Genomic DNA, 26,303 nt, shown 5'->3' with positions numbered 1-26,303 from the left:
ATACAAAAGCGCAAGCGGCTTTTTATTTCTATTTGTGTCGCTGCTTAGCAGCGGGATGGAGGTTAGTATGGATATAAAGCAGGTCTGTATTAAGGCAAGTGAAGCTTCCATAAGAATGGCCGAACTTGACGGTACTGCCAAAAATAAAGCACTGTCGGCATTGGCTGATGCGCTGCTTGAACATAAAGACAGACTTATTGCTGCCAATGCTGTTGACTTGAGAAGAAGTGAGGAGGAAAAGCTGGCGGCACCGCTTTTAAAAAGACTGAAGTTTGATGAAAAAAAAATAAACGATGTGGTGGAAGGCATCAGAAGCCTTATTAAGCTGGAGGAGCCGGTGGGGAACACCCTGCTTTCCACAATGCTGGATGAGGGACTCGAACTGTACAAGGTAACCTGTCCCATAGGTGTGATAGGTATTATATTTGAATCCAGGCCGGATGCGCTGGTACAGATATCGACCCTTTGTCTCAAGAGCGGCAACAGCGTACTTCTCAAGGGCGGGAGAGAGGCTGTGGAAACCAACAGAGCCCTGACCGACATAATTGACGGGGCAACCATCGGGGCAGGTCTTCCCAAAGGCTGGATCACTCTTCTGGAGAGCCGTGACGATGTAAATGAAATGCTTAAAATGGATGAATATATCGACCTGGTAATTCCAAGGGGTTCAAATGAGTTTGTCCGCTACATCATGGACAATTCCAGGATACCCGTAATGGGGCATGCCGACGGAATCTGCCATGTATACGTGGATAAGGACGCCGACCTGGATATGGCGGTAAAAATAACAGTTGATTCCAAAACCCAGTATGTGGCGGTATGTAATGCAACTGAGACCTTACTTGTGCATGAGGCGGCAGCAGCAAAATTTCTGCCTGTGCTAAAGGCCGAATTGGATAAAAAGAACGTTGAAATCTACGGTGACGAGGGCACACGGGAAATCATACAGGTAAAGGCGGCCAGTGATTCCGACTGGGCAACAGAATATCTGGATTACACCATTTCAATAAAACTTGTTCCCGATGCGGATAAGGCTATCGAACACATTAATACTTATGGTTCCGGGCATACCGACAGTATTGTTACTTCAAACAGGCAGACAGCGCTGAAGTTTATGAATCTGGTGGATTCTGGAAATGTATTCTGGAATGCCTCAACCAGATTCAGCGACGGCTTTAAATACGGCTTTGGCGCCGAAGTGGGGATCAGCACCAGCAAGCTTCATGCCAGAGGTCCGGTAGGACTTGACGGACTGTTGAGCTATAAGTATATGCTTGTTGGAAACGGTCAGACCGTAGATGACTATGCCAATGACAGAAAAAGCTTTAAACATGTTAAGTTGAATAAGAAAATTCAGGATATATAAAAAAGGGGAGATTAGTTATGAGCTTTGAAATTATTTCTACCGATAAGGCGCCGGCAGCAATAGGCCCGTATTCACAGGCAGTAAAAGTCGGAAACTTTGTATACACCTCCGGCGCAATTCCTGTTGATCCAAAGAGCGGAGAAGTTGTTGCCGGAGGAGTGGCCCAACAGGCCGAGCAGGCTATCAGGAACCTGGCTGCAGTTCTGGCAGGCGCAGGAGCAGGCCTTGATAAGGTTATAAAAACTACTGTTTTTATAAAAGACATGAATGATTTTGCAGTAATAAATGAAGTTTACAAGAAGTTTTTTACATCTGATTTTCCTGCCAGATCCTGTGTGGAAGTAGCGAGGCTTCCCAAGGATGTACTTATTGAAATTGAGTGTGTGGCGGTAATATAGCTATAGCTGGATTGGAAATAAATATTTATTAAACGTAATAGTTATTGAGCTGGTTGTTGTGGAAAAGGAATAATGACGAAAATAAGAGGCCTGCATGTGAAAATGCAGGCCTCCAGGCAATCAGTAACATAACGTTTATGGTAACACTATTTACATATCCCTGTAAAATATCAAATTAAGTTCCATATCCCTGTCTATAGGGTCATTTTTAAACAGTTTGGCGTATTTTCCCGTCAGCGATTTGGCGGTTTTGGCCCTGGAGTTGTTAAGCTGTGTCAAAAGATCGGTAAAGGCCGGCTGCTTTGCCAGAGCGTTGCGCATTTCCCTGGGAGGAGGGCAGTACCTGAACAGGATTGAACGCGCCAGTTTGTTTAACCTCAGTATGCCTTTGGATTCATAATTGATCCAGGTTTCATAATCGCTGGTAAAAATTTCCCTCATTACATTTCTGTTTTTCTGTATCTGAATTTTGATTTTTTCCTTTGCGTCCTCGGTCAGGTCGTGATTCTTCTTGAAAAACTGTATGTAGTCGGTATATTCCGAAGTCAAAGACTTCTCGGTAATATCATTCCATGCCACTCCCATCATGGTTCTGCACAGTTCCCAACGGAAGGCTCCGATTAATTTAAGCACCAATTCAGAAAGATTTTCATCTGTAAAGGCCGGAACTATGAATCTGCCGGGCGTATTTCTCGCTTTCCCCGTTATTTCCTGCCACATGGAAACTCTGGAACCAAAGGTAGGCACAATAATTATATCCGGTCGGATCTCTTTCATTATGGGTTCTTTTTCTATACCCCTTACGTCGTTCTTATACCAGATTTCCCTGTAAAATATTGAAAAATCGATTGCAAGTAAATTATTTATGGCCTGCTGCAGTCTGGTAGGTGTAACAACGGCTTTTTCCAGATCGCGGGTTATAATATCCTTGTGAAGTATGGGGAAGTAACTGCTCATATGGCCGTGACATACTTTTTGGTTTGTCTTGAGCATGTTATTGACTTCAAAGCTGACCTTGGCTTTGAAATCACGGTCATAAGCGGGTTTATCGGCATCACTTACAATCTTCCTTTTCTTCATATCACGGAACACATCGGAGTAATCCTGACCGAAATCGTTGATTGAGGGCTCCTTCTTATTGTTATAGATCAGTTCAAGCCATTTTTTGGTATTATAAACGTTGAAGTCGGAACAGCTGTATTCCTTGTCGCACAGCCTATATAGCGCGATAGCCTGCTGTTTGGTAACCAGGCGTTCGTCCATGTATCCGAAATTTAGAAACATGCTTATCAGTTTTGGACAGCTGTTGTCGGTCTGGGTTCTCTTGAAAGCTTCATCATAAATGACAAAGAAATCGCTTGCAATAGAAGAACGGAGTTCCCTTATTTCAGGGTCTGCAGATGTTTTGTCCTTGAGAGCCCTGAACTGGCTCAACCGCTTGTTCAAGCTGTCGATTTTATCCTGTGGGCAGGAGCAATACTTCATTATCTTCTCCAGGCTGTTCTCCAGCTCGGAGGGCAATTCCGAACCTGCTGCAATATCTGCAGGATTCGTTGAGCTTGTACCGATAGCAGTTTTTGCCCGGACACTTTCTATAAGGTCTGAGAATTCCTTAATATCAATGTTTGTGAAGCTGTCGAATTCATTTTGCAGTTTATCTATACATTGACTTGTAATGTCGATGGCCTGTGTCAAAATGTTCAGGATATTTAATGCAGCTTCCTTATCATCCCTTGAATCAGTGGCTATTCTGCCATATGTAGTCAATAAATTATTTGGCGATAAATATAAAAGTTCCATATTCTTACATAATATAGAAAAGATATTCTTTATTTCGCCTATTATGGTATCCAATACTTCAGAGCCCTTTTGAATATGATACTCACATATAAAGCTATCACTGTTGAAGAAAGTTTTGCGGTTGTCCAACGGGACGTTTAATAACCTTGTAAAATATTCAATACTTGAAGTATCCAGCTCAGGCGAATCTGTTATTGTATCTGCCATATCATGAGTAAATGCAAAATCCGGATCAAGAGGGAAAAATCTGTAGCCATCCTGTTTCAGGTTTTCATAAATACTCTGATATGAATTAAGTATTTCCATATCAGGTGCATAGCTGAAGTAAAACTTGTCTTTAATGGCCCAGTAATAGGTCATTAAATTCTGAGTTAGAGCATTAATATTATGACAGATAGGCAGCAGCTTCTGGTAGGAATTATAGCTCAAATCAATCAGGTTGGCCAGAGAAGAAACCAGGTAAGCGGAATAATCCTTCTGGGTAGAGATTATGTTCCTTATTTCTGCTGACGAATTTGCAGGGAAACAATACAGGGTACAGGCATCTCTTGCCAACAGACTGAAGGAATTCTGTCCGTTCCTTATAACATCGTTGATGCTTAGAAAGGTATTCTGTTCCAGTGTAAATAACCGGCAGCTTCTTGATATAAGCAATTCATTATTGTTAAAAATATCATCAAAAGGTGATAAAAAAACATCGATTTTACCTTTAAGTAATAAAACAACTGAGGAGGTTCTATCGCCTTCACATATTAAGAGTTCACCCTGAATGGATGAATACTGACCTGCAAAGTCGGGTTTTATGCTCATATTGGTTCTCCTTTTGTGTATTGATCCCGGTTATAATGATATATAACATTGGGCGGATTCATTGGTATGTTGATGAACATTAACATAATAAATTATACACTATATGTAAAAATAAAAAAAGCCGGACTAAATACCCAAGAGACTGAATAGTTTCACCTATCAGCCCTTTAGGTTTTTATCGGCATTTTTATGGATTTTAATTACATATTAATTCAATGTTAAGCAGAAATTTATCAGATTTTTCAAATTAACAATCCTCTTAATAGCATTATTTTGCCTGAATATAGCCTTTTGCTTTCAGGTACTCAGCCATGAGGACAGCTCCGCCGGCGGCACCTCTGATGGTATTGTGGGAGAGACAGACAAATTTGTAGTCGTATAAGTGATCTTCACGCAATCTGCCGGCAGTGATTCCCATACCGTTTTCAATATCTCTGTCAAGCTTTGTCTGAGGTCTGTTGTCTTCTTCAAAATACTTTATAAACTGCTTCGGGGCACTTGGCAATTGCAATGACTGAGGTTCTCCGCTGTAATTCTCCCAGAGCTCGAGTATTTCTTCTTTTGAAGGTTTGTTTTCAAAGGAAATAAATACTGCAGCCAGGTGACCGTCTGTTACAGGAACCCTGATGCACTGGGTTGTGATGAGGGGAGAAGCAGCTTTGACGATTTCTCCGTTCTGTACCGAACCCCAGATTTTTAAAGGTTCCTGTTCACTCTTTTCTTCCTCGCCGCCAATATATGGTATAACATTATCAAGCATTTCAGGCCAATCGGAAAAATTCTTTCCTGCACCTGATATGGCTTGATAAGTACATGCAATTACATTTTTTATACCGAATTTCAAAAGTGGAGCCAGAGCAGGGACATAGCTCTGAATTGAGCAATTCGGCTTGACAGCGATAAAACCGTTTTTGGTTCCCAGTCTTTTTCTCTGGCTGTCGATAACCTTGACATGCTGGGAGTTTATTTCAGGAATCAGCATGGGAACATCAGGTGTCCACCTGTGAGCAGAGTTGTTGGAAACAACAGGAGTTTCGTTTTTCGCATATTCTTCTTCAAGCCTTTTAATTTCATCTTTTTTCATATCAACCGCACAGAACACAAAATCAACTTCCGCGCATATTTCCTTTACATGTGCAGCAGCATCCCTGACAACAATATTTTTAACGCTGTCAGGCATTGGAGCTGACAGCTTCCATCTGCTGCCTGCGGCTTGTTCATATGTTTTTCCGGCTGAGTTTGCACTTGCCGCTATTGAAACGACCTCAAACCACGGATGGTTTTCAAGAAGAGATATAAATCTCTGTCCCACCATGCCGGTGCCACCAATAATACCCACTTTTAACTTTGACATTGCTTATATGCCTCCAATCCAATTTTCTTTTATTAATAAATATAATATGATAGATTTTTTTAAAGTTTCAACAAATTTGTCCGCCATTGAATGACATTTGTTCTTGTACTGTGTATTTTACCATAGCGGAATTTAAAATTCAATATAAATATTAACACATATTAATGAGTTTTACAGTGCGTAATTCTTGTCAATTTAACTGCATCGGAAGGAATATGACATTCAACTTGACCCGTTGTGCTAATTAAATTAAATTCTGGTTTACCCGTGTGAAAATTTTTATATCAACTGGAACTTCCGTACTAACTTCATAAAATAAGAGTGCACCCAAAACAATTACGAAAATTGTATCTCCTCAAGTAAAAAGGTTTTGCCGTCGCTCAAACTCGACATCCTGTCTCGATCTGAAGCTCAAAGCAGCGTCCTGCTGCTTTGCCGGCAAAACCTCTTTACTTTCGGCGACAATTTAGTGTAATTGTTTTTAACCGTGCATCTTATTTTATGAAGTTGTCCTCACGTTACCTGTTGATTCCAAATAGAACTGTCTGTAAAGCACCACAGCTTTTTTACTGTTCGAGTGAGTACATCATACACCTCCTGATTCGGAAGAATGCTGGCTTACTTGATGAACTGGCAAGTAGTGGTGTTAAATACAATCCTAATGATGTTTTAGCAGTAACAAAAACAGGAAATGGTAAATTAGTATGGCTTGAATCAGGGAGTTCAAAAGCTGGAATGCAGCATATTCTTGATCATGCAGATGATTTTGCTAAAAAAGGCATTCAACAAAACCAAATTAAGGACTTAGTAATGGAATCACTAACCAACGGAAAAGTTGTAGGATATCAGGGAAGGGGAACAGGTAGACCAATCTACGAAGTAACATTCGGAGGAGAAACATATCATACAGCAATAACTGTAGGTGATAATGGATTTATAGTTGGTGCCAACCCTACAACATGGCCATAGGAGGAGCGTACATGAAGAAGGTAAAAATTTATTTAGATTATCGTTGTTTTCCTGTCTGGATTTATGATGATAATGGAGAGTTGATAAACAACGACCTACCCAAGGAACTATCAGGAGATAAGGAAGTAGACGATGCTTTCGTAGAAATTCAAAATATCTATGATGGTCTATTCCTTGATAGTTCAACTGAGTTTAAATACATTGGGTTTAAAAATGACTCGGATAGACAAGAATTTCTGAAAAATATAGAACATGCTATAAGCCTTATTAAAGCTAAACTTGGTGATACTTATATCATAGAAAAGAAAATCGATATTTAGGAATGTTAAGCCAAGTAAGCCTAAGAGGTCACACAGTTTGATATGCTCCCTGTCTAGTTGACAGGGAGCATATCACTCCACATAAGACTTTTATTTTTCGTTGTTCCATATAGGGGTAGCACACCAATAACAAATCAATATAATCTTATCAATTTGCAGTAAACGCATTCTGAGTAACACCCCACGCTTTCAACTCGGCCTCGGTGCCAACCCAGACAGGTGCCTTCATGGGTACAAGGGGAAAGAGTTCTTCGACGCAGTAATTCTGCATCCTGATGCATCCATGGGAGATAAATTTGCCTATTGAATAGAAGGAATTTGTCCCATGGATTCCGTAGGAGCCGTCTGTTCTATTGATACCCAGCCAGCGGCTGCCAAGAGGATTTTCTGGAGTACCGCCCTTTACGGGAGCTGCAAAGCCGCCTCCGCCCCAGTCGGGGTCTATAATTTTATTATTGATCATGAACTTGCCGGATTTTGTCAATGTGTGAGGATTCCCAACGGCTACGGGATATTTTTTTATGACTTTTTTGCCCTCATACAGGGTTAAGGTTCTTTTGGTCTTATTTACTACAATCCATTTACCGGTTGCGGGAGCATTGGTAATATTGTCGGCATAAGAAAAGACATTACTCACCAGCCTGTTGATAAGCATATCTTTTGTGGCATTGTCCCATACTCCGGTAAGACTCATGTTATGGTCGCTCTGGAAGAGCAATACTGCATTTCTGATATTAAGTGTTTCATCTTTCGAGGTGGCTTTATAGTATCCCAATTCTTTAATATATTTCAAATATGTATTGCTGGTAAGTTCGGCATTAAGCTTCTTGCGTTTATCCTGACCTTCCAGCTTCGCACGTTCTTTCTTTAACTGTTCCTGGTCGTTCTTTAATTTTTCCTGTTCATTTTTTAGCTGCGCCTGATCCTTATTCAGCTGTTCCCGGTCTTTTATCAATTGTTCCTGCCCGTTTTTTAACTGATACTGATCATTAAATAATTGTTCCTGATCTTTTTTCAACTGTTCCTGGTCTTCTCTCAACTGCTCCAGCTGTCTTTGAATTTCCTCCTCACTTAGCTGGTTCTGCTGTTCCTGAGCGGCAGCCGATACTATTGCTTCAGAACTATTTCCCCCCGGTACCGCATAGTCTTCTGCAAAGCTCACGGCTGAACTCTGAAGGATAAGGGATAGAGAGAGAGTAACAATACATAAAATTCGTTTACCCATTATTTTGCCCACCCTTGAAAATTAATAAAGTCGATATATACATTCTACGAATGCAGGTCAATATAAATTACCATTTTTGAGAAAAAAATGATTTACATTTATGTTACGCCTTTAATTATGCAAAGAATGTAATAAAAAAGTATTTCCTGAGATAAAATATTATTCTCATTTACTAATTTAATGTGGTAACGCTATACCTTGATATACTAAAAGCGACATTATTCAACAAAATATTTATGCATATTATTGAATTTTTATGCATTCTGTTTTATAATGTTGCATATAGATTATATAAACATAAACATGTTACAGGGGGTTATTAAAGAATGAAAGGAACTATGAAGAAGATATTATGCATGGCAATGGTTGCTGCACTTGCCATCTCAGTGGCTGCCTGCGGAAACGGTGCCACAATGAAAAAAATTGAAAAGAGCGGAAAGCTTGTATTAGGCACAAGTGCTGACTACGCTCCGTATGAGTACCATACGATGATAAATGGCAAGGATACTATAGTAGGAATAGATATCTCAATAGCCGAGGAGATTTCAAAGGATCTTGGAGTACAGCTTGAAATAGTGGATATGGGCTTTGACGGACTTCTGGCTGCGTTAAATACCGATAAAGTAGATATTGTTATTGCGGGTATGAATCCTGATGAAGAAAGAAGAAAAGCGGTAGATTTCTCAAAGATATATTATGAAGCCAAACAGGGTGTGATGGTAAGAACCGAAGATAAGGACAAAATTAAGAGCATTGCAGACCTCGGCGGTAAAAAGGTCGGTGCACAGCTCGGCACAGTTCAGGAAAAAATTGCGAAAGAGCAAATAAAGGATGCTGATCTTATTTCACTTGGCAAAATTCCCGATCTGGTTATGGAACTGAAAAACAAGAAAATTGATGCATTGGTAGTAGAATTGCCTGTTGCCAACGGATATGTAAAAAATAATAATGACCTTACCTTATCTGAAATAACCGTTAAGGAAGACACCGGCGGGTCGGCAATAGCCGTTAAAAAGGGTAATTCCGACTTCCTGAAATTGATTGATCAATCACTGGATAGGCTGATGAAGGACGGATCAATTGACAAGTTCGTGCAGGAAGCCAATGAAATGAATGTGACTTCTGAGGGAAAATAGTACTGATATATTAACATCTTTGATGGGCTGTTTTATAAAGTCGTTATTCTTCTGACTTTAAGACAGCCCTCATTTTTGTTTGCATTTTTGGATAGTTTTATATAGTATTGTAATGAAAGAATTTATCAGGAGGAAACCATTTTGGATTTTAGTTTTTTATCGGATTACTCATACTATTTTTTAACGGGTACGGTCAATACCGTATTAATAGCCTTTTTAACAGTTATATTCGGTGTTGTTATCGGAACTCTTCTGGCTTTGATGAAAATATCAAGCAATGGCATATTTAAATTCATAGCTTCTGCATATATAGAGTTTATCAGGGGAACGCCAATACTGGTACAGGCTTTGATATTCTTCTATCTTATACAAATTCCTGATTTTAAACTTTTCGGCTTGGAAATGGCAAGATTCATACCCGGTGTTATAGCACTGTCCATAAACAGTGGTGCATATGTTGCCGAGATAATAAGAGCCGGCATCCAGGCTGTTGACAGAGGACAGATGGAGGCATCCAGGTCTTTGGGCTTCACCTCGGGTCAATCCATGCGGTATATAATAATTCCGCAGGCGATAAAAAATATCCTTCCTGCCCTGGGTAATGAATTTATTGTTGTTATTAAGGAATCCTCAATCCTTTCGGTAATAGGCATTGTTGAACTGATGAGAAGTGCTGATATTGTAAAGTCGGCTATTTACAGACCTTTTGAACCGTTGCTGGTAGCTGCGGTGATTTATTTCATTCTGACATTTACACTGTCGAGAGTTTTGGGAATAGCTGAAAGGAGGATGCATACAGGTGATTAATGTTAAAAATCTGCATAAAAAATTCGGAAAACTGCATGTTTTAAAGGGAATAGATACCAGGATTGAAAAAGGAGAGGTAGTTGTAGTAATCGGACCAAGCGGTTCGGGGAAAAGTACCTTCCTGAGATGTTTAAACCTGCTTGAGCAGCCCAGTGATGGTGAGATAATATTTGAAGGTATTAATATCACCGATAAAAGGAATGATATAAACAAACAGCGGCAAAAGATGGGGATGGTTTTTCAGAATTTTAATCTTTTTCCGCATCTCACCGTATTTGAGAACATCACTTTGGGTCCAAGAAAATTAAAAGGTGAGACGCCGGAACAGGCCGAAAAAAATGCCATGTCCCTTTTGAAACGCATAGGACTTGAAGAAAAGGCAAATAACTATCCTGCCCAGCTTTCAGGAGGCCAGAAGCAGAGAATTGCAATCGTGCGTGCTCTTGCCATGTCCCCCGATGTCATGCTGTTTGATGAACCGACCTCGGCCCTGGACCCCGAAATGGTGGGAGAAGTTCTGGAGGTCATGAAGGAGCTGGCCTCTGAGGGCATGACCATGGTAGTGGTTACACATGAAATGGGTTTTGCGCGTGAGGTCGGCACAAGGGTATTGTTTATGGATGAAGGAAAAATCAAGGAAGAAGCCAGGCCTGAAGAGATATTTTCCAACCCGAAGCATGAACGTACCAGGGAATTTTTGAGCAAGGTACTTTAGGAGGATATAAAATCCTCCGGGAGGGTTTATGTTTACATTATTAAAGGAAGCTTCCATATACTCACCGGATTTTCTGGGGAAAAAGGATATACTGTTCTGCTTTGATAAAATTGCTGCAATCAAGAACTCAATGGACCCATCGGCACTTGATGACGTTGAAGTTTTAGACTGCAGCAATAAGCTTATTTTTCCGGGTTTTATAGATCTGCATGTTCATATTGCCGGAGGAGGCGGGGAAGGCGGTTTTTCTACAAGGACACCGTCAGCGAAGGCTGATGAAATCCTCAAAACCGGAGTTACTACTGTTGTTGGAGTTCTGGGTGCCGACGGTGTAACCAGAAGCGTAGAAAATCTGTATGCCCAGGCAAAGCAGCTGGAGGCCGGAGGCTTGTCCACTTACATGTACACAGGTTCCTATCAGGTACCGGTTGTAACTTTGACTGGAAGCATCCAAAAGGATATTGTTTTTGTGGACAAGATAATAGGTGTGGGAGAGCTTTGCCTGGAAGATCACAGAGCGTTCCAGCCCACTTTTGACGAAATAGCCAGAATAGCCGCTCAAACGAGAAACGGTGCCCTTATATCCGGGAAGGCAGGCCTGGTTCATTTCCATATGGGCCTGGGTGAAACCGGGCTGGAATATTTATTCAGGATGATGAATGAAACGCTGATACCTGTATCCCATTTTCTCCCGACTCACGTAAACAGAACCGGCATGCTGTTCGAACAGGCCTGCAGCTATCTGCAAAAGGGCGGATATATAGATCTCACAGCAGGTTTCATTCCCAGCAAGGAAGACCCCGATTGCGTTGCCAGCTATGATGCGCTGAAAAAACTTGTGGATACCGGAGCAGACATAGGCAGGGTTACAATGAGCTCTGACGCATATGGCAGTGTACCTGTTTTTGATGGACTGGGAAATGTAATATCCTCAGATACGGTTACCACCAAAATCCTCTTTGATGAGCTCAAGGTAGCCATAAAAGAGAAAGGAATCCCTATTGAGACAGCAATATCCCTTGTTACTAAAAATGCAGCGGGTGTGCTTAAAATACACAAACAGAAAGGCAGTCTGGAAACAGGCAAGGATGCCGACTGTGTGATATGCGATAAGGACCTGAATATTGAAACTGTATTTGCAAAAGGTATAAAATACTCCTAATTGTTTTGAGTCTATCATATAATTAAAAAGGACAACTGTATGATAATTATGATAGAAAAAACCTAAAGGGAGTTGAGTTTGTTGAATAAGGAAATTCGTAGATCTGTTTTAATATTTCTTGCTGTTTTTGCAGTATTTGTTTTTGCGGTAATCATATCTGAAAGTATCAATAACACAAATATAATCAATACATATCCGGACAAGGTATCTATTGCAGTTCCTGATATAGTGTCGGTTTCAAAGCCTTCACAGGAGGCCTTTGATTTTCAGAAAAGCAAGGCTGCGACCTGGTTGATAAGGCTGTTTTTAGGCTTTGCGGTACCTGCTTTTTTTCTTTTTTCCAAACTGTCTGCAGGACTCAGGGATTGGGCCTCGCGCAGAACGAAGCGCTGGGTGTCGATGGTAATATTATATTTCATATTGTATTCACTTATAGAAACACTTATATATTTACCTCTGGATGTATATACAGGCTTTTTCAGAATGCACCGGTACGGCCTTTCCAATCAGACATTGACACAATGGGCGGTCGAATTGATAAAAAGCTTTACAGTAAATACGGTTATAACGGCGGTAGTCATATGGGTGCCTTTTCTTATAATAAGGAAATCTCCAAAACGCTGGTGGTTATATCTTGGGTTGGTTTCAATACCATACCTGATGATTGGCTCCTATGTCCAGCCTGTGGTTATCGACCCTATTTTCAATGAATATAAGCAGGTTGAAGATACTCAGCTTTCAAGTAAAATTGATAATTTGCTTGCAAAAACAGATATAGAAAACTGTCAGATGCTGCAGGTGGACAAAAGCAAAGAGACCAACCAGATGAATGCCTTTATGACAGGTGTATTCAACACCAAAAGAATCGTGTTATGGGATACCACGATAAATTATTTGAACACGGATGAAATTCTGGGCGTTGTAGCCCATGAGATGGGCCACTATTTGATGGGCCACGTGTGGAAGTCCATTGTTTTCGGCGGCTTTTCAAGCATCCTGGTGTTATACCTTGTCTATAGACTCTCAAACAGATTTCTTGCAAAATCAAACGGAAGCTGGGGTTTTGGCAAGCTATCCGACATTGCCGCTTTACCCCTTATTATGCTGATGATAAATGTGATGCTGTTTATCACTTCACCGGTGATAAATGCCTATTCAAGAAATATAGAAACCGAAGCGGACAGGTTTGAAATTGAGCTGACAAAGAATAATTTTGCTACTGCAACCGCAACCGTCAAAATGCATCAGCAGAGCCTGGCAATGCCTGAGCCGGGATATGTATACATGCTGTGGAACTATGACCATCCCACTTACAAATTCAGAGTTGATTTTGCAAACGAGTACAGACCCTGGGAAAAAGGAGAACCTCTCAAATATCAGAAGTATATTAAATATAAATAAATCATTTATATAATATTAATGCGTTGCGCTAATTAATTTAATTTATAAGCTGGAAAAGTAGAAATAACCAGTACTAATAAAAATATAGCATATGAGAATAAAGATGAAGAAATTGATTGTACAGACATGAGTTAAAGTTGTTCCCCATGGGTCTGTATAACCAGATTTTAACCAGGAAAGTACCCGGAAAAGCGCCATAAATTAACTAGCACAACACGTTAATTTATGGCTGAAATAAAGTTGTATTGACAGGAAAAATTTTCTTGATTATTATGTGAGAGAATACAATTTTGGAGGGATAAAGTTATGGAATTACTTAAGGGACTTGGAATTTTGGACACGTCATTTTTAATACCCGTTATAGTTGTGGCTGTGATAATACTGATTATTGCAAAGGTTGCGAAAAGTATACTTAAGCTGGCGGTTCTGGCGGCGGTAATTGCAATCGGGGTGATAATATATATGAACCTGCCAAGCTTTACTGTAAATAACGGAACAGCAACCCTTGATTTATTCGGCAAGCAGCATACTGTCAGTGTGAAGGAGGCCAAAGTTATTACCGAACAAAAGGATGGCAGGACAAAAACCGTTTTAGTTTCGGGCAGTACGCGTATAGAATTGCCTTTCAGTAAAAGCTTTGCCGACAGATTTATCACCGAAAAATTGAAGGAAGCCAAGTAAATCTTGTATACAATAAACTTTTTTCGTTTTTACAACCCGCATGATCAGAGGATTATGCGGGCTTGTTAATTATTCCCTGAAAAAATTTCTGGTTTAGGCCACTCTTTTGTGGTATAAATAACACATAACAGTTTTGTTTATACTATTCATACTAATTAACCAAAATAATATTTTTAAACAAAGAGGTGATTTTCATGGAAGCATGGAGAAATTTTAAGAGCGGCAACTGGTGTGAAGAAATAGATGTAAGGGATTTTATCATTAACAACTATACACCCTATGAAGGAGATTCATCTTTTCTGGAGGGTCCTACCGGGGATACAACCAGACTGTGGGGTCAGGTCAGTGACTTGCTGACAAAGGAAAGGGAAAGCGGAGGAGTTCTTGATGTTGATACAAAAATAATCTCCACTATGACCTCCCATGATCCGGGATATATAAACAAAGATCTTGAGAAGATAGTCGGCCTGCAGACAGATCAACCGCTAAAGAGAGGCATCATGCCTTTTGGCGGAATCAGAATGGTAATTAAGGGCAGCGAAGCATACGGCAAGAAAATAGATGACAGTGTGGTAAAGACGTTTACTGAATACAGAAAGACTCATAATGACGGCGTTTATGATGCTTATACTCCCGAGATGATGAGAGCTAAAAAGGCCGGGATTATAACAGGACTTCCCGATGCATACGGCAGAGGCAGGATTATAGGTGACTACAGAAGAACTGCACTGTATGGTGTTGACAGGCTGATTGAAGAAAAGGAAAAGCAGTTGAAAAGTCTTGAGCTGGACTATATGGATGGTGAGACAATTCAGGAAAGAGAAGAAACCAGAAGCCAGATCAAAGCATTGGAATATCTTAAACAGATGGCTCAGCAATACGGTTTTGATATTTCGAGACCTGCCGAAAATGCACAGGAAGCTTTCCAATGGCTTTACTTTGCATTCCTTGGAGCAGTAAAGGAACAAAACGGGGCGGCTATGAGCCTGGGCAGAGTGTCAACCTTCCTGGACATTTATATTGAAAGAGATTTGGAGGAGGGAATACTTACAGAGCAAAAAGCCCAGGAGTTAATGGACCATTTTGTTATGAAACTCAGAATGGTACGCTTCCTGAGAACTCCCGAATATGAAAAATTGTTCTCGGGCGATCCCACCTGGGTAACCGAAAGCATCGGAGGAATGGGTCTGGACGGCAGAACCCTTGTAACAAAGAATTCCTTCAGAATGCTCCATACCCTTCACAACCTCGGGCACGCTCCTGAACCAAATATGACGGTTTTATGGTCGGTACATTTACCGGAAGGCTTTAAGAAATTCTGTGCCGACACTTCCATAAGGACGAGCTCCATCCAGTACGAGAGTGACGACATAATGAGATATTACTGGGGTGATGACTATGGCATCGCCTGCTGCGTATCTGCCATGAGAATCGGAAAGCAGATGCAGTTCTTCGGTGCCCGCTGCAATATGGCAAAAGCGCTGCTCTATGCCATAAACGGTGGCCGTGATGAAAAATCAGGCGTACAGGTCGGACCGGCATTGACTCCTGTTGAAACCGAATTCCTGGATTACGATGATGTTATGAAACGTTTCGATGCCGTACTTACGTGGGTGGCTAAGCTATATATCAATACTTTGAACATTATTCACTATATGCACGACAAATACGCATACGAAAGACTTCAGATGGCCCTGCACGATAAGGACATACTCAGGACTATGGCCTGCGGTATTGCCGGATTGTCGGTTGTGGCAGATTCTCTCAGTGCCATAAAGTATGCCAAAGTCAAGGTAATAAGAAACCAAGAAGGGCTTGCTGTTGATTACGACATTGAGGGGGACTACCCAAAATTCGGAAATAATGACGACCGTGTTGACAATATAGCTGTCATGCTGGTTAAGAGATTCATGGAAAAGCTTGAAAAGCAAAGGACATACAGGCATTCGGTTCCTACCCTTTCCATTCTCACCATTACCTCAAATGTTGTTTACGGTGCCAAAACAGGGAATACTCCTGATGGAAGAAAAGCCGGAGAACCTTTCGGGCCGGGTGCCAACCCAATGCATGGCAGAGATTTAAACGGAGCGCTTGCCGTACTCAAATCCATATCAAAGCTTCCTTACCAGTTTGCCCAGGACGGTATTTCATATACCTTCTCTATTATTCCGAAAGCTTTGGGAAGGGATGAAACATCAAGGATTGACAATTTGTCTGCTCTTCTTGATTCATATTTCAAGGAAGGCGGACATCATATCAATATCAATGTTTTTGAAAGAGAAATGCTGCTGGATGCCATGGAACATCCCGAAAAATATCCGCAGCTCACGATCAGGGTATCGGGGTATGCGGTTAACTTTATCAAGCTGACAAGAGAGCAGCAGCTTGATGTTATCAACAGGACTATTCACGAGAATGTTTAACATGTTGGCTTGAATGGTGAAGGAGAGCGGTACATCTTCACCATTCAAACCCGGTATTCGTAACGGCAAAGGGGGTAATATTATGGAGATAAAAGGAAGGGTCCATTCTTTTGAAACCTTCGGCACAGTTGACGGACCAGGCATCAGGTTTATAGTTTTTCTCAAGGGCTGTCCTTTACGCTGTAAATATTGCCACAACAGAGATGCCTGGAGTTCGGAGGGTGCAAAACTTTATACTGCGGAGGAGATTGTAAGCGAAGTCAAAAAGTACAGAAATTTTATCGATTCATCAGGAGGCGGGATAACTGTAAGCGGCGGGGAGCCTTTGATACAGCCTGAATTTGTCGGGGAATTGTTTAAAAAATGCAGGGAGCAGGGTATTCATACAGCTGTTGACACTTCCGGGTATGTTAATCTGGAGGATGTAAAAGAAGTGCTTGAATACACCGATTTGGTGCTGCTGGATCTGAAGCAGGCAAATGCAGAAAAGCACAAAGAGCTGACAGGAGTTGAAAACGGGAGGATAAGGCAATTTACGCAATACCTGGCCGATATCAACAAACCTGTGTGGATCAGGTATGTTCTGGTTCCCGGTTATACTGACGCTGAAGAAGACCTTATGGCGGCTTATAATTATCTCAGAAGTTTTAAAAATATTGAAAAAATAGAAGTGCTGCCATACCATACCATGGGAAAGGAAAAATGGGAAAAGCTCTGTCTTGATTACCCGCTGGAAGGGGTTCCCACACCTTCAAAGGAAGAGGTGGAGAAGGCGAAAAATATTTTGACCACCGGCAGGAAAGGATAGTTCTTTCTGAAGGCCAGGGCCATTGTCAGCCATATTGATCACTATAAATAAAAATATTAACAAATAGTACTAAAGATTCTGAATTTGGGGCAATATATCTAAAGAATCTAATTAGTACTATTTTTTTAAAAATTTTTATAAATGGTGATATACATATATGAATATATGGATTTTTCTCATTATAATCTTATTGACAGCAATACTGGCGGCATTGATCATATGGATAAACAGACACTCCTCTTTTGAGTTTCAGATAGAGGATGTTGCCCTGTGCAATGATGAGCTTGAAAGACATGCCGAAGCCCTTGCAAAATCTCAAACGACATTGATAAAAAAACGGAGTATAGGCAGGGTCTCAAAACGGATTGAAGCAAAATTCCAAAATATACTGGACACTTATGAAAATCTGAACAGGGATGCTTCCTCTTCATTTCCCATTCCGCCTGCGGCAGAATGGCTGCTGGACAACTTTTATATTATCGAGGAACAGAAGGGCATTATTGTTAAAGAGCTGAATGAAATAAGAAAAGCGGTGCCAGTAATCGCTGAAGGTACTTACAGGGGCTTTCCCAGGATATATTCCATCGCGGTTGAGATTGTTTCCCATGTGGACGGAAATGCAAATGAAAAAACAATCAGAGACTTTATAACGGCATACCAGAGATATACCTTTCTTTCAATTGAAGAGCTGTGGATGCTTACACTTATGGTGAAAGCCGCATTAATGGAGAAGCTTTGGGTGGTATGCGACAAGATGAACTCCACCCGCAGGGATTGGTACAAGGCCCAGGAGATAGCCGGACTGGTAAAAAAGTTTGAGCATGACTGTGATGCATTTAAAGAACAAATTTCAGGACTTGAGGACTTATCTCCTGCCTTTGTGGAATTTTTGATCAAAAAGCTCAGAAAAGAGGGTTCAAAGACTCTCTGGATGATTGACTGCATAGATAGCATACTGGTTCAGAAAAGTGCAAACACCGATAGTTATATTTCTATTGACCACCATAATCAGGCTGTTATCCAGGTCTCTACCGGAAATGTCATCAACAGTCTCCGGTCGCTGGCAGGCTATGACAGTACGGCATTGTTTGAGAGTCTCAGTGAGGTGGAGAGGATTTTAAAGCAAGACCCTTCCGGCATTTACAACAGGATGGATTTTAACTCCAGGAATTACTACAGAAATGTTATAGTAGAGCTTGCTGAAAAATATAAAACCACAGAAATAAATATTGCAAGATTGAGCTGCGAGTTTGCGGCCGGGACCAATAACCCGGAAGATACAGGCATTCCCGACAATCATGTGGGCTATTATCTGATCGGTAAGGGCCAAAACAGGCTATACCGTGAATTCAATAAAAAGAGCGGGCAGGAAGACGAATATACACCCTTTGTAAAGAAACATTCCGTTAAGATTTTTATTGCAGCCGTCATTGTGCTGTCTTTAATCTTTGCGGCAATACCTGTGGTTTCCGGTTTAAACCGTGAAGCACGCTATTCTTATTTGTTAGTATTGGTCATAGGCATATTGGGATTGATTCCCGCAAGTGAAATCGCCACTGCCCTGGTTAACAGCTTTCTCAGCAGAATAATCACTCCTGCGCGTTTTCCCAAGCTGGAACTCAAGGAAGGGATTCCCGGGGAAATGTCCACAATGGTTATTGTTCCGACACTGGTTCCAAATGTTAAAAGAACTCTTGATTTGATTAACAATCTGGAAGTATTTTATCTGGCCAATAAGGGAAGCAATATTTATTTTGCTCTGGTCGGGGATTTTAAAGACACAAGCGAAGAGACAATGCCCGAAGATTCCGAGATAATCAGCAGTGCAACGGGCAGGATAGAACAGCTTAACAGAAAATACGGCAGCCAGGACAAACCTGTGTTTTATTTCCTGTGCAGAAAAAGGCAGTTCAATGAAAAACAGCAGAAGTGGATGGGCTGGGAGAGAAAAAGGGGAGCCATCGTAGAGTTTAACAGAGTACTGCGGGGAGACAGAAATACCAGCTACGTGTTTACCAGCTGCAAACTTGAAGAAATTCCCCAGGTGAAATATGTCATAACTCTGGATGCCGACACTCAGCTGCCTCTGGAGGCTGCACGGCAATTGGTGGGAACAATTGCACATCCTATGAACAGAGCAGTTTTTGACCCTGAAAAGGGCATAGTAACAGAAGGCTATGGTATTCTCCAGCCGCGAATTGATGTCAATATCGAAAGTGCCGGCTCATCGGCTTTTACCAGAATATTCGCCGGACAGGGCGGTATTGATCCGTACACCACAACTGTTTCGGATGTATATCAGGATGCTTTCGGAGAAGGTATTTTCACCGGCAAGGGTATATATGATGTGGATATTTTTCAACAGGCACTGGATGGGGTTATTCCGGAAAATACCGTGCTCAGTCACGATCTTTTGGAGGGCAGCTATCTGAGAACAGGACTTGTCACGGATATTGAGCTGATAGACGGCTACCCTGCAAAGTACAATTCCTTCATGATGAGACTCCACCGGTGGACAAGAGGGGATTGGCAGCTGCTGCCCTGGATATTCGGCAGAAATCAGCTGTCTCTGCTTTCAAAATGGAAGATGTTTGATAACCTGAGAAGAAGCCTTGTATATCCCGTAATGGCGGTTATAATACTTTTAAGCCTGCTTGTGCTGCCCAAAAGCACCAGCGGCTGGATCTGGCTAAGCCTATTTTCCTTGTGCGCACCAATATTGAGCTATTTTGTATATCTGATTTTTGTGGGTGACTACAGAATTTATGTGGCAAAAAGAAGTGCTACGATAATCACAGGCTTGAATGCAATACTGCTGCAGGTTGGCCTGATGCTTACCTTTGCCCCGTACCAGGCTTTTTTAATGGCCAACGCAATAATAAAAACGCTTGGCAGAGTTCTGGCCACAAAGAAAAACCTGCTGGAATGGGTAACCGCTGCAGATATGGAATTGGCATTAAAGAATGATCTGCCCAGCTATTACAGAAGAATGTGGTTTGCGCCCATATACGGTGCCGCAGTACTGGCAGCCGTCAGATACATGTACCAGGGATACTTTCCTCTGGCTTTCGCAGCATTTATACTGTGGCTCCTTTCGCCCTGGGCGGCTTTTTATATAAGCAAACCGTCAGGTAAGGAAAGAGAAAGCCTTCCCGGGGAATGTTTGGATCAGCTCAGATTACTGGCAAGAAAAACCTGGTGCTATTTCGATGAGTTTGCCGGTCCTGAGGAAAATTTCCTTCCGGCCGATAATTATCAGGAGGAGCCGTATAAAGGAGCCGCACACCGTACATCTCCAACAAACATCGGGTTACTGATGGTTTCCCACCTTGCTGCAAGAGATCTGGGATATATTAACTCCATTGACCTGCTGCAGAGGATTGGCAACACTGTTGATACAATTGAAAAAATGCAGAAGTGGAACGGCCATCTCTATAATTGGTATAATACCGTCAATCTTGAGGTGCTGCGCCCAAAATTTATATCTACCGTAGACAGCGGAAATTTTGCCGGATATTTAATGGTACTCGATGAGGGACTGGGGCAGTATGGGCAAAAACCCATATACCAGGCAGTGCATTTGGAGGCTTTCCTTGATTTGCTTGAACTTTGCAACAGTGAAATCAACAGGGATAAACCGTATTTCGAAACAGAAGTCCTGAGAAAATTGGTGTTTGATGAAAATACACCGGATGGATCTCAAACAGAGGAAGGTAAAAGGCTTGAGAGAGGTTTTGGACATTTGACCGAAACGCTTGCAAAATATCTTTCGGAGCTTGATGAGAAAAGCAAGAGAGGATATTGGATCAGGAAGCTTATTGCGGCTCTTGACGTATACCAGGCTCTGCATCTGGAATTTGGAGAAGAGCTTTTTGATAAATTCAATAATATAGAAGAACTTAAGGTTCAGCTGGAACAATTGAGAAAAAGAATCCGGTCTTTGATTGACGGTATGCATTTTAAAAGCCTGTATGACCCCAGGAGAAATTTATTTGCAATCGGTTTTGATGTTGAGGAGGGTCACCCCAGCAAATCCTACTATGATTTATTTGCATCCGAGGCAAGGCAGACCAGCCTGATTGCAATAGCAAAAGGAGAGGTGGAAAAACAGCATTGGTTCAAGCTGGGCAGAAAATTGACCCGGGTTGACGGAGACAGGGGACTTGTATCCTGGACGGGCACCATGTTCGAGTATCTGATGCCAAGACTGGTTGTAAAGAGCTATCCGAATACACTGATTGAGAAGACCTATCGCTTTGTAGTAAACACCCAGATCAAATACGGCCGGAGTAAAAATGTTCCGTGGGGAATTTCGGAATCCTGCTATCATGCGTTTGATATAGCTCTAAACTACCAGTACAGGGCTTTTGGGGTCCCTCATCTGGGACTTAAGCGGGGGCTCATCAATGATCTTGTTATAGCACCCTATGCTACGGTAATGGCAATTGATATAGCACCGAGGCAATGCTGGGAGAATATAGAACGTCTCAGGGAATTCGGAGCAGAGGGACGGTTTGGACTTTATGAGGCCCTGGATTTTACCGACTCAAGGCTGGATGAGGGACAAAGATGTGCAATAGTTAAGAGCTACATGGTTCATCATCAGGGAATGAGTATGCTGGCCCTGGTTAATTTCTTCAGGCAGGACATAATGCAGCAGAGGTTTCATGCAAATCCCCAGATAAAAGCGGTGGATTCATTGATTCAGGAGAAATTCCCGGCACATGTGGTGATTTCGAAGGAGCATAGGGAAAAACCCATGTTCACTTACCGGAAACAGGCAAATTCAGAGGAAATTGTAATCCGCAGCTTCACCGGACTTGAGCCTGTGCCCAACCTGCATCTTTTGACCAACGGCAGTTATAATGTAATGCTCACAGACAGGGGCAGCGGGTTTGCGCGATGCCATTCCCTTGCGGTATACAGGTGGTCCGGCGACTATATGGCCAGCAGCGGCGCGTTTATTTATCTGAGGAATGTAAATTCCAACGATTTCTGGTCAACAACCTTTAATCCTACCAGCAGTGTACCCGAGATATACAAGGTCATTTTCTCGCCTCATAAGGCGGAGTATATCAGGAGAGAAGGGAACATTGAGACAAATACCGAGGTACTGGTAAGTGCCGAGGACGATACCGAAATCAGAAGGGTAAGCATCCATAACCACAGCGGAGCAAAAAGGACTGTGGAACTGACAAGCTATATGGAGGTGGTACTGACACAGCCTGAATCGGACACTGCTCATCCCGCTTTCAGCAAGCTATTCGTCAAGACTGAATATATGAGTGAGTATAAGGGCCTGTTGGCCATGAGAAGAAAGAGGGATGATGTCAAGCAGACCGTTTGGGGTTATCACACAGTATCAACAAACGGTGTTATGGAAGGGAATATAGAGTTTGAGACCGACCGTTCACAGTTTATTGGAAGAAACAGAAGTCTTGCATTTCCAAGGGCTATGGATCCGGATCAGCCTCTTACAAATTCTGTGGGCCCGGTGCTTGACCCGGTCTTCAGCCTTAGAATAAGAGTTCGCATTGATCCCGGTGAATCTGTCGTGGTCAACTTTGCAATGGGTACCTGTGATACCAGACGCGCTGCCCTGGACATGCTTGAGAAGTACAGTGATGTCAGCGCTGCCGACAGAGTGATTGAAATGGCCTGGACACGGAGCGTTGTTGAAGCCGGCTTCATAAATATAAGCGGCAATGATGAACGGGCTTACTTTAAGCTGCTTCCAAAACTTTTATACGGTACCGTCAGGAGAAGCCAGGCCCAATATATTATGAGGAATAACCTCAGCCAGTCGGACCTGTGGCCTTTCGGGATTTCGGGAGATCTGCCCATACTGCTTGTGACAGTGCATAACCGGGACAGTTTCGAAGAGATTCGCTGGACCCTGAAATTACATGATTTTATGAGATTGAAGGGTATAAGCTTTGACCTTGTGATCCTTATAACAGATGAAGAGTCGTATATACAGCCGATTTTGGATATGATCAGGGACCTGGCTGTTTCAGGCCGTTCCTGTGATCTGATAGATAAGAGGGGCGGAATATTCATAAGAAATACAAGGCAGATGACTCCCGGACAGAGAAATTTGCTCTTTACCTGTGCAAAGTTAATAATCAATGCCGATGACGGAGTGGCTGATTTTATAGATGAAGCTCTGGATTCGGATGAAATGGTACAGGCAGTGAATGCAAACAGGCGTGGGGAAATCGCGAAGTACGCCGTAAAATCGGCTGAAAGTGAATTTGCCCGGGAAATTGCCCATATAGAAGTCCAGGCTGGTGAAATCCAGCCCGAAGAGACCCACACCGGTGAACACGAGCTTGCCGGCATAACCGAAAAGTTGAATTTTTTCAATGGAATCGGAGGCTTTACCGAAAATGGCGAGGAATATGTGATTTGCCTCAAGGCAGGGGAGACAACGCCGGCGCCCTGGTCAAACGTCATAGCCAACGACAGCTTCGGCTTTATCTGTACCGAGGCCGGCGGGGGGTATACCTGGAACCGGAACAGCAGCCAGAACAAGCTGACGACCTGGGCCAACGACCCTGTCCTGGACCCGCCTTCAGAAATCATATATCTGCACAAGGACGGGAATGCTGCTGTCTGGAGTTGCACACCGCTGCCCGTTAGGCAAAAGAATCCATATATAATACGTCATGGCTTCGGATATACGGTCTATTCTCAGAAAAGCCACGGCCTGGAGCAGGAACTGATACAGTTCACTGCTGCTGAAGCTCCTGTAAAAATAAGCATATTGAAGCTGAAAAATATTTCTGAAGCAGAGGCGGCAGTGGATGCAGCCTATTATTTAAAGCCGGTGCTTGGAACCGAACCGGGACAGACAACTCCTTATATAGTCACCGGATTTAAGGATGAACTGGCCTCGTTATTGATAGATAATGTGTATAGTCCTGACTTTAGCGGCTTAAGTGCTTTTTTGAGCTGCTCCGGGACCCAGCTCAGCTACACGGGGCACAGACTGGAATTCATCGGCGAAAAGATGGATTTATCAGACCCGGAAGGAATGAGAACCGATTTAAAGGGTACGGTGGGAGCCGGACTTGATCCCTGCGCGGTTATTAAGACCAGGATTCATGTTATGCCCGGTGAGACCAGGCATATTGTTTTCCTTTTCGGGCAGGACAGGCCGGAACAGTTAAAAGGACTGATTGATAATTTCAGATCTGAAAACCAGGCTCTTGCCGAGCTTGACAGAGTTAAGAAGAACTGGACGGGCAGACTTAAGCAGATTCAGGTTGACACTCCCGATAAAACAGTAAATATTATGCTTAACGGCTGGCTGCAGTATCAGGTGCTCTCCTGCAGGCTATGGGCGAGATCGGGCTACTATCAGGCCGGCGGAGCCTTTGGGTTCAGGGATCAGCTTCAGGATGTAATGGCTGTGGTATACACCATGCCCAATATCACTAAAAATCAGATTTTACTGCATTGCAGGCACCAGTTTATTGAAGGGGATGTGCAGCACTGGTGGCATGAACAAAGGATCAACGGTATCAGGACCAGGTATTCCGATGATTTGCTCTGGCTGCCGTATGTAACCTGTGACTACATCAATGCTACAGGTGATTACTCAATATTAAATATTGCTGAACCGTATTTGAGTTCTCCTCTTCTGGGAGAGAATGAGCACGAGAGATATGAAATACCGTCTTTGGCGGGGGAACGCGGAACCGTATACCAGCACTGTATCAAAGCCATCGAAAAGGGACTGGGGTTTGGTCCCCATGGTATTCCGCTGATTGGAGGCGGAGACTGGAATGACGGCATGAATTTGGTTGGTGTCAACGGCAGGGGGGAGAGCGTGTGGCTTGGATGGTTCCTGTATTGTGTTCTGCAGCGTATGATACCGGTGTGCAGGTATATGGGGGATGAAGGCAGAGCGGAAGAATACCGGGAAAAAGCCGAAAAAATAATTGAAGCACTGGAAAAGGAGGCCTGGGACGGAAGCTGGTACAGGAGGGCTTATTTTGACGACGGTTCACCTCTGGGTTCTATCGGGAACGATGAAGGCAAGATCGACTCCCTTTCACAATCCTGGGCTGCCATATCGGCAGCCGGCAGGGAGAACAGGGTTGAAGAAGCCATGAGCGCCGTGGAGAAGTATTTGATAGACAGGAAGAACGGCCTGATCAAGCTGCTCACTCCGCCTTTTTATGACGGTGAACTGAATCCGGGATATATAAAGGGCTATCTGCCCGGAGTCAGGGAAAACGGAGGTCAGTACACCCATGCTGCCACCTGGGTGATATATGCTTTCTCAAGACTTGGAAACGGAGAACAGGCCTGGGAGTTGTTTGACATGATCAATCCCATCAACCATTCCAGAACCGGTATGGAACGGATGACCTATAAGGTAGAGCCCTATGTCATGGCTGCCGACGTATATGCCGTTTATCCCAATGAGGGGAGGGGCGGCTGGACCTGGTATACCGGTGCCGCAGGCTGGATGTACCGCATTGGGATAGAGCATATTTTAGGAATTAAGAAGCAGGGGAATTATCTGATGATCGATCCGTGCATTCCTAAGAAAATGAACGGATATACTGTCAAATACACTTTTGGTACGGCTGTATACGAAATAACCGTAAAGAACGAAAGTCACCAAAATACAAATGTCAAGAAAATGGTTTCCGACGGAGAAACCATCGAAGGAAACAGATTTGAATTAGTTGATGACGGAAAAGTTCATAAAATAGAAGCAATAATTTAACATGGTGTGCTGGTTAGTTTAATATTTGCTTTACCTGTGAAAAATTTTTATATCAAATGGTAACTTCCGTACTAACTTCATGAAATAAGGCTGCACCCAAAACAATTACGGAAATTGTACCGCCTCATTTAAAGCGGTTTTGCCGTTGCTCAAACTTGACATCCTGTCTCGATTTGAAGCTCAAA

General features: G+C 42.5%; 16 protein-coding genes. 13 read left to right on the top strand and 3 right to left on the bottom strand.

The window, feature by feature from the left end:
• The first annotated feature begins 67 nt into the window (after nt 1–67).
• Nucleotides 68–1,366 (top strand): glutamate-5-semialdehyde dehydrogenase, encoded by a 1,299-nt coding sequence (locus tag T344_RS0111355; protein ID WP_027628814.1) that lies wholly within the window; start codon nt 68–70, stop codon nt 1,364–1,366.
• A gap of 17 nt (nt 1,367–1,383) precedes the next feature.
• Complete coding sequence (locus tag T344_RS0111350; protein WP_004622827.1) at nt 1,384–1,764, top strand: RidA family protein; 381 nt, start codon at nt 1,384–1,386, stop codon at nt 1,762–1,764.
• A 150-nt stretch (nt 1,765–1,914) separates the two neighbouring features.
• Here T344_RS0111350 and T344_RS0111345 read toward each other — a convergent pair whose 3' ends face one another.
• Complete coding sequence (locus tag T344_RS0111345; RefSeq protein WP_027628813.1) at nt 1,915–4,374, bottom strand: hypothetical protein; 2,460 nt, start codon at nt 4,372–4,374, stop codon at nt 1,915–1,917.
• Nucleotides 4,375–4,642: 268 nt separating this feature from the next.
• Nucleotides 4,643–5,728 carry an aspartate-semialdehyde dehydrogenase gene (gene asd, locus T344_RS0111340; RefSeq protein ID WP_027628812.1) on the bottom strand — a complete coding sequence of 362 codons (1,086 nt, stop codon included), beginning with the start codon at nt 5,726–5,728 and terminating at the stop codon, nt 4,643–4,645.
• A gap of 432 nt (nt 5,729–6,160) precedes the next feature.
• Here asd and T344_RS0111335 point away from each other — a divergent pair, with 432 nt between their 5' ends.
• Nucleotides 6,161–6,697 (top strand): hypothetical protein, encoded by a 537-nt coding sequence (locus T344_RS0111335; protein WP_051571769.1) that lies wholly within the window; start codon nt 6,161–6,163, stop codon nt 6,695–6,697.
• An 11-nt stretch (nt 6,698–6,708) separates the two neighbouring features.
• Nucleotides 6,709–7,017, top strand: coding sequence for a hypothetical protein (locus tag T344_RS0111330; protein ID WP_027628810.1), 309 nt, complete (start codon nt 6,709–6,711; stop codon nt 7,015–7,017).
• Nucleotides 7,018–7,165: 148 nt separating this feature from the next.
• Here T344_RS0111330 and T344_RS28045 read toward each other — a convergent pair whose 3' ends face one another.
• The gene (locus T344_RS28045) at nt 7,166–8,242 is read right to left on the bottom strand and encodes a L,D-transpeptidase (protein ID WP_027628809.1); all 1,077 of its coding nucleotides are present in this window, start codon (nt 8,240–8,242) and stop codon (nt 7,166–7,168) included.
• A 326-nt stretch (nt 8,243–8,568) separates the two neighbouring features.
• On the opposite strand from T344_RS28045, the gene T344_RS0111320 reads away from it, so the two are divergent.
• The 9 genes from T344_RS0111320 to T344_RS0111280 all read left to right on the top strand — a co-directional run bounded on the left by T344_RS0111320 (nt 8,569) and on the right by T344_RS0111280 (nt 26,118).
• Nucleotides 8,569–9,378 (top strand): ABC transporter substrate-binding protein, encoded by an 810-nt coding sequence (locus T344_RS0111320; RefSeq protein WP_027628808.1) that lies wholly within the window; start codon nt 8,569–8,571, stop codon nt 9,376–9,378.
• Nucleotides 9,379–9,519: 141 nt separating this feature from the next.
• Nucleotides 9,520–10,185 (top strand): amino acid ABC transporter permease, encoded by a 666-nt coding sequence (locus T344_RS0111315; RefSeq protein WP_004622743.1) that lies wholly within the window; start codon nt 9,520–9,522, stop codon nt 10,183–10,185.
• The gene (locus tag T344_RS0111310) at nt 10,178–10,900 is read left to right on the top strand and encodes an amino acid ABC transporter ATP-binding protein (protein WP_027628807.1); all 723 of its coding nucleotides are present in this window, start codon (nt 10,178–10,180) and stop codon (nt 10,898–10,900) included. Before T344_RS0111315 ends, T344_RS0111310 begins: the two co-directional genes overlap by 8 nt.
• Before the next feature lie 28 nt (nt 10,901–10,928).
• Nucleotides 10,929–12,062, top strand: a complete 1,134-nt coding sequence (iadA, locus tag T344_RS0111305; protein WP_027628806.1) for a beta-aspartyl-peptidase — start codon at nt 10,929–10,931, stop codon at nt 12,060–12,062.
• A gap of 78 nt (nt 12,063–12,140) precedes the next feature.
• A complete protein-coding gene (locus T344_RS0111300; protein ID WP_242842061.1) occupies nt 12,141–13,463 on the top strand; it encodes a M48 family metallopeptidase in 1,323 nt (440 codons plus the stop codon).
• A gap of 306 nt (nt 13,464–13,769) precedes the next feature.
• On the top strand, nt 13,770–14,144 hold the full coding sequence (locus T344_RS0111295; RefSeq protein ID WP_027628804.1) for a hypothetical protein: 375 nt from the start codon (nt 13,770–13,772) through the stop codon (nt 14,142–14,144).
• 194 nt (nt 14,145–14,338) lie between these two features.
• On the top strand, nt 14,339–16,567 hold the full coding sequence (gene pflB, locus T344_RS0111290) for a formate C-acetyltransferase (protein WP_027628803.1): 2,229 nt from the start codon (nt 14,339–14,341) through the stop codon (nt 16,565–16,567).
• Nucleotides 16,568–16,649: 82 nt separating this feature from the next.
• On the top strand, nt 16,650–17,375 hold the full coding sequence (pflA, locus tag T344_RS0111285; RefSeq protein WP_027628802.1) for a pyruvate formate-lyase-activating protein: 726 nt from the start codon (nt 16,650–16,652) through the stop codon (nt 17,373–17,375).
• Between the two features lie 157 nt (nt 17,376–17,532).
• Nucleotides 17,533–26,118: a glycoside hydrolase family 94 protein gene (locus T344_RS0111280; RefSeq protein WP_027628801.1), complete on the top strand. Its 8,586-nt coding sequence runs from the start codon at nt 17,533–17,535 to the stop codon at nt 26,116–26,118.
• The last annotated feature ends 185 nt before the right edge of the window (nt 26,119–26,303 follow it).

Source organism: Ruminiclostridium cellobioparum DSM 1351 = ATCC 15832, assembly GCF_000621505.1.
GTDB classification, from domain to species: Bacteria; Bacillota; Clostridia; order Acetivibrionales; family DSM-1351; genus Ruminiclostridium; species Ruminiclostridium cellobioparum.
The sequence above is the reverse complement of the archived record's forward strand: the minus strand, read 5'-3'. Positions and strand labels throughout refer to the sequence as shown.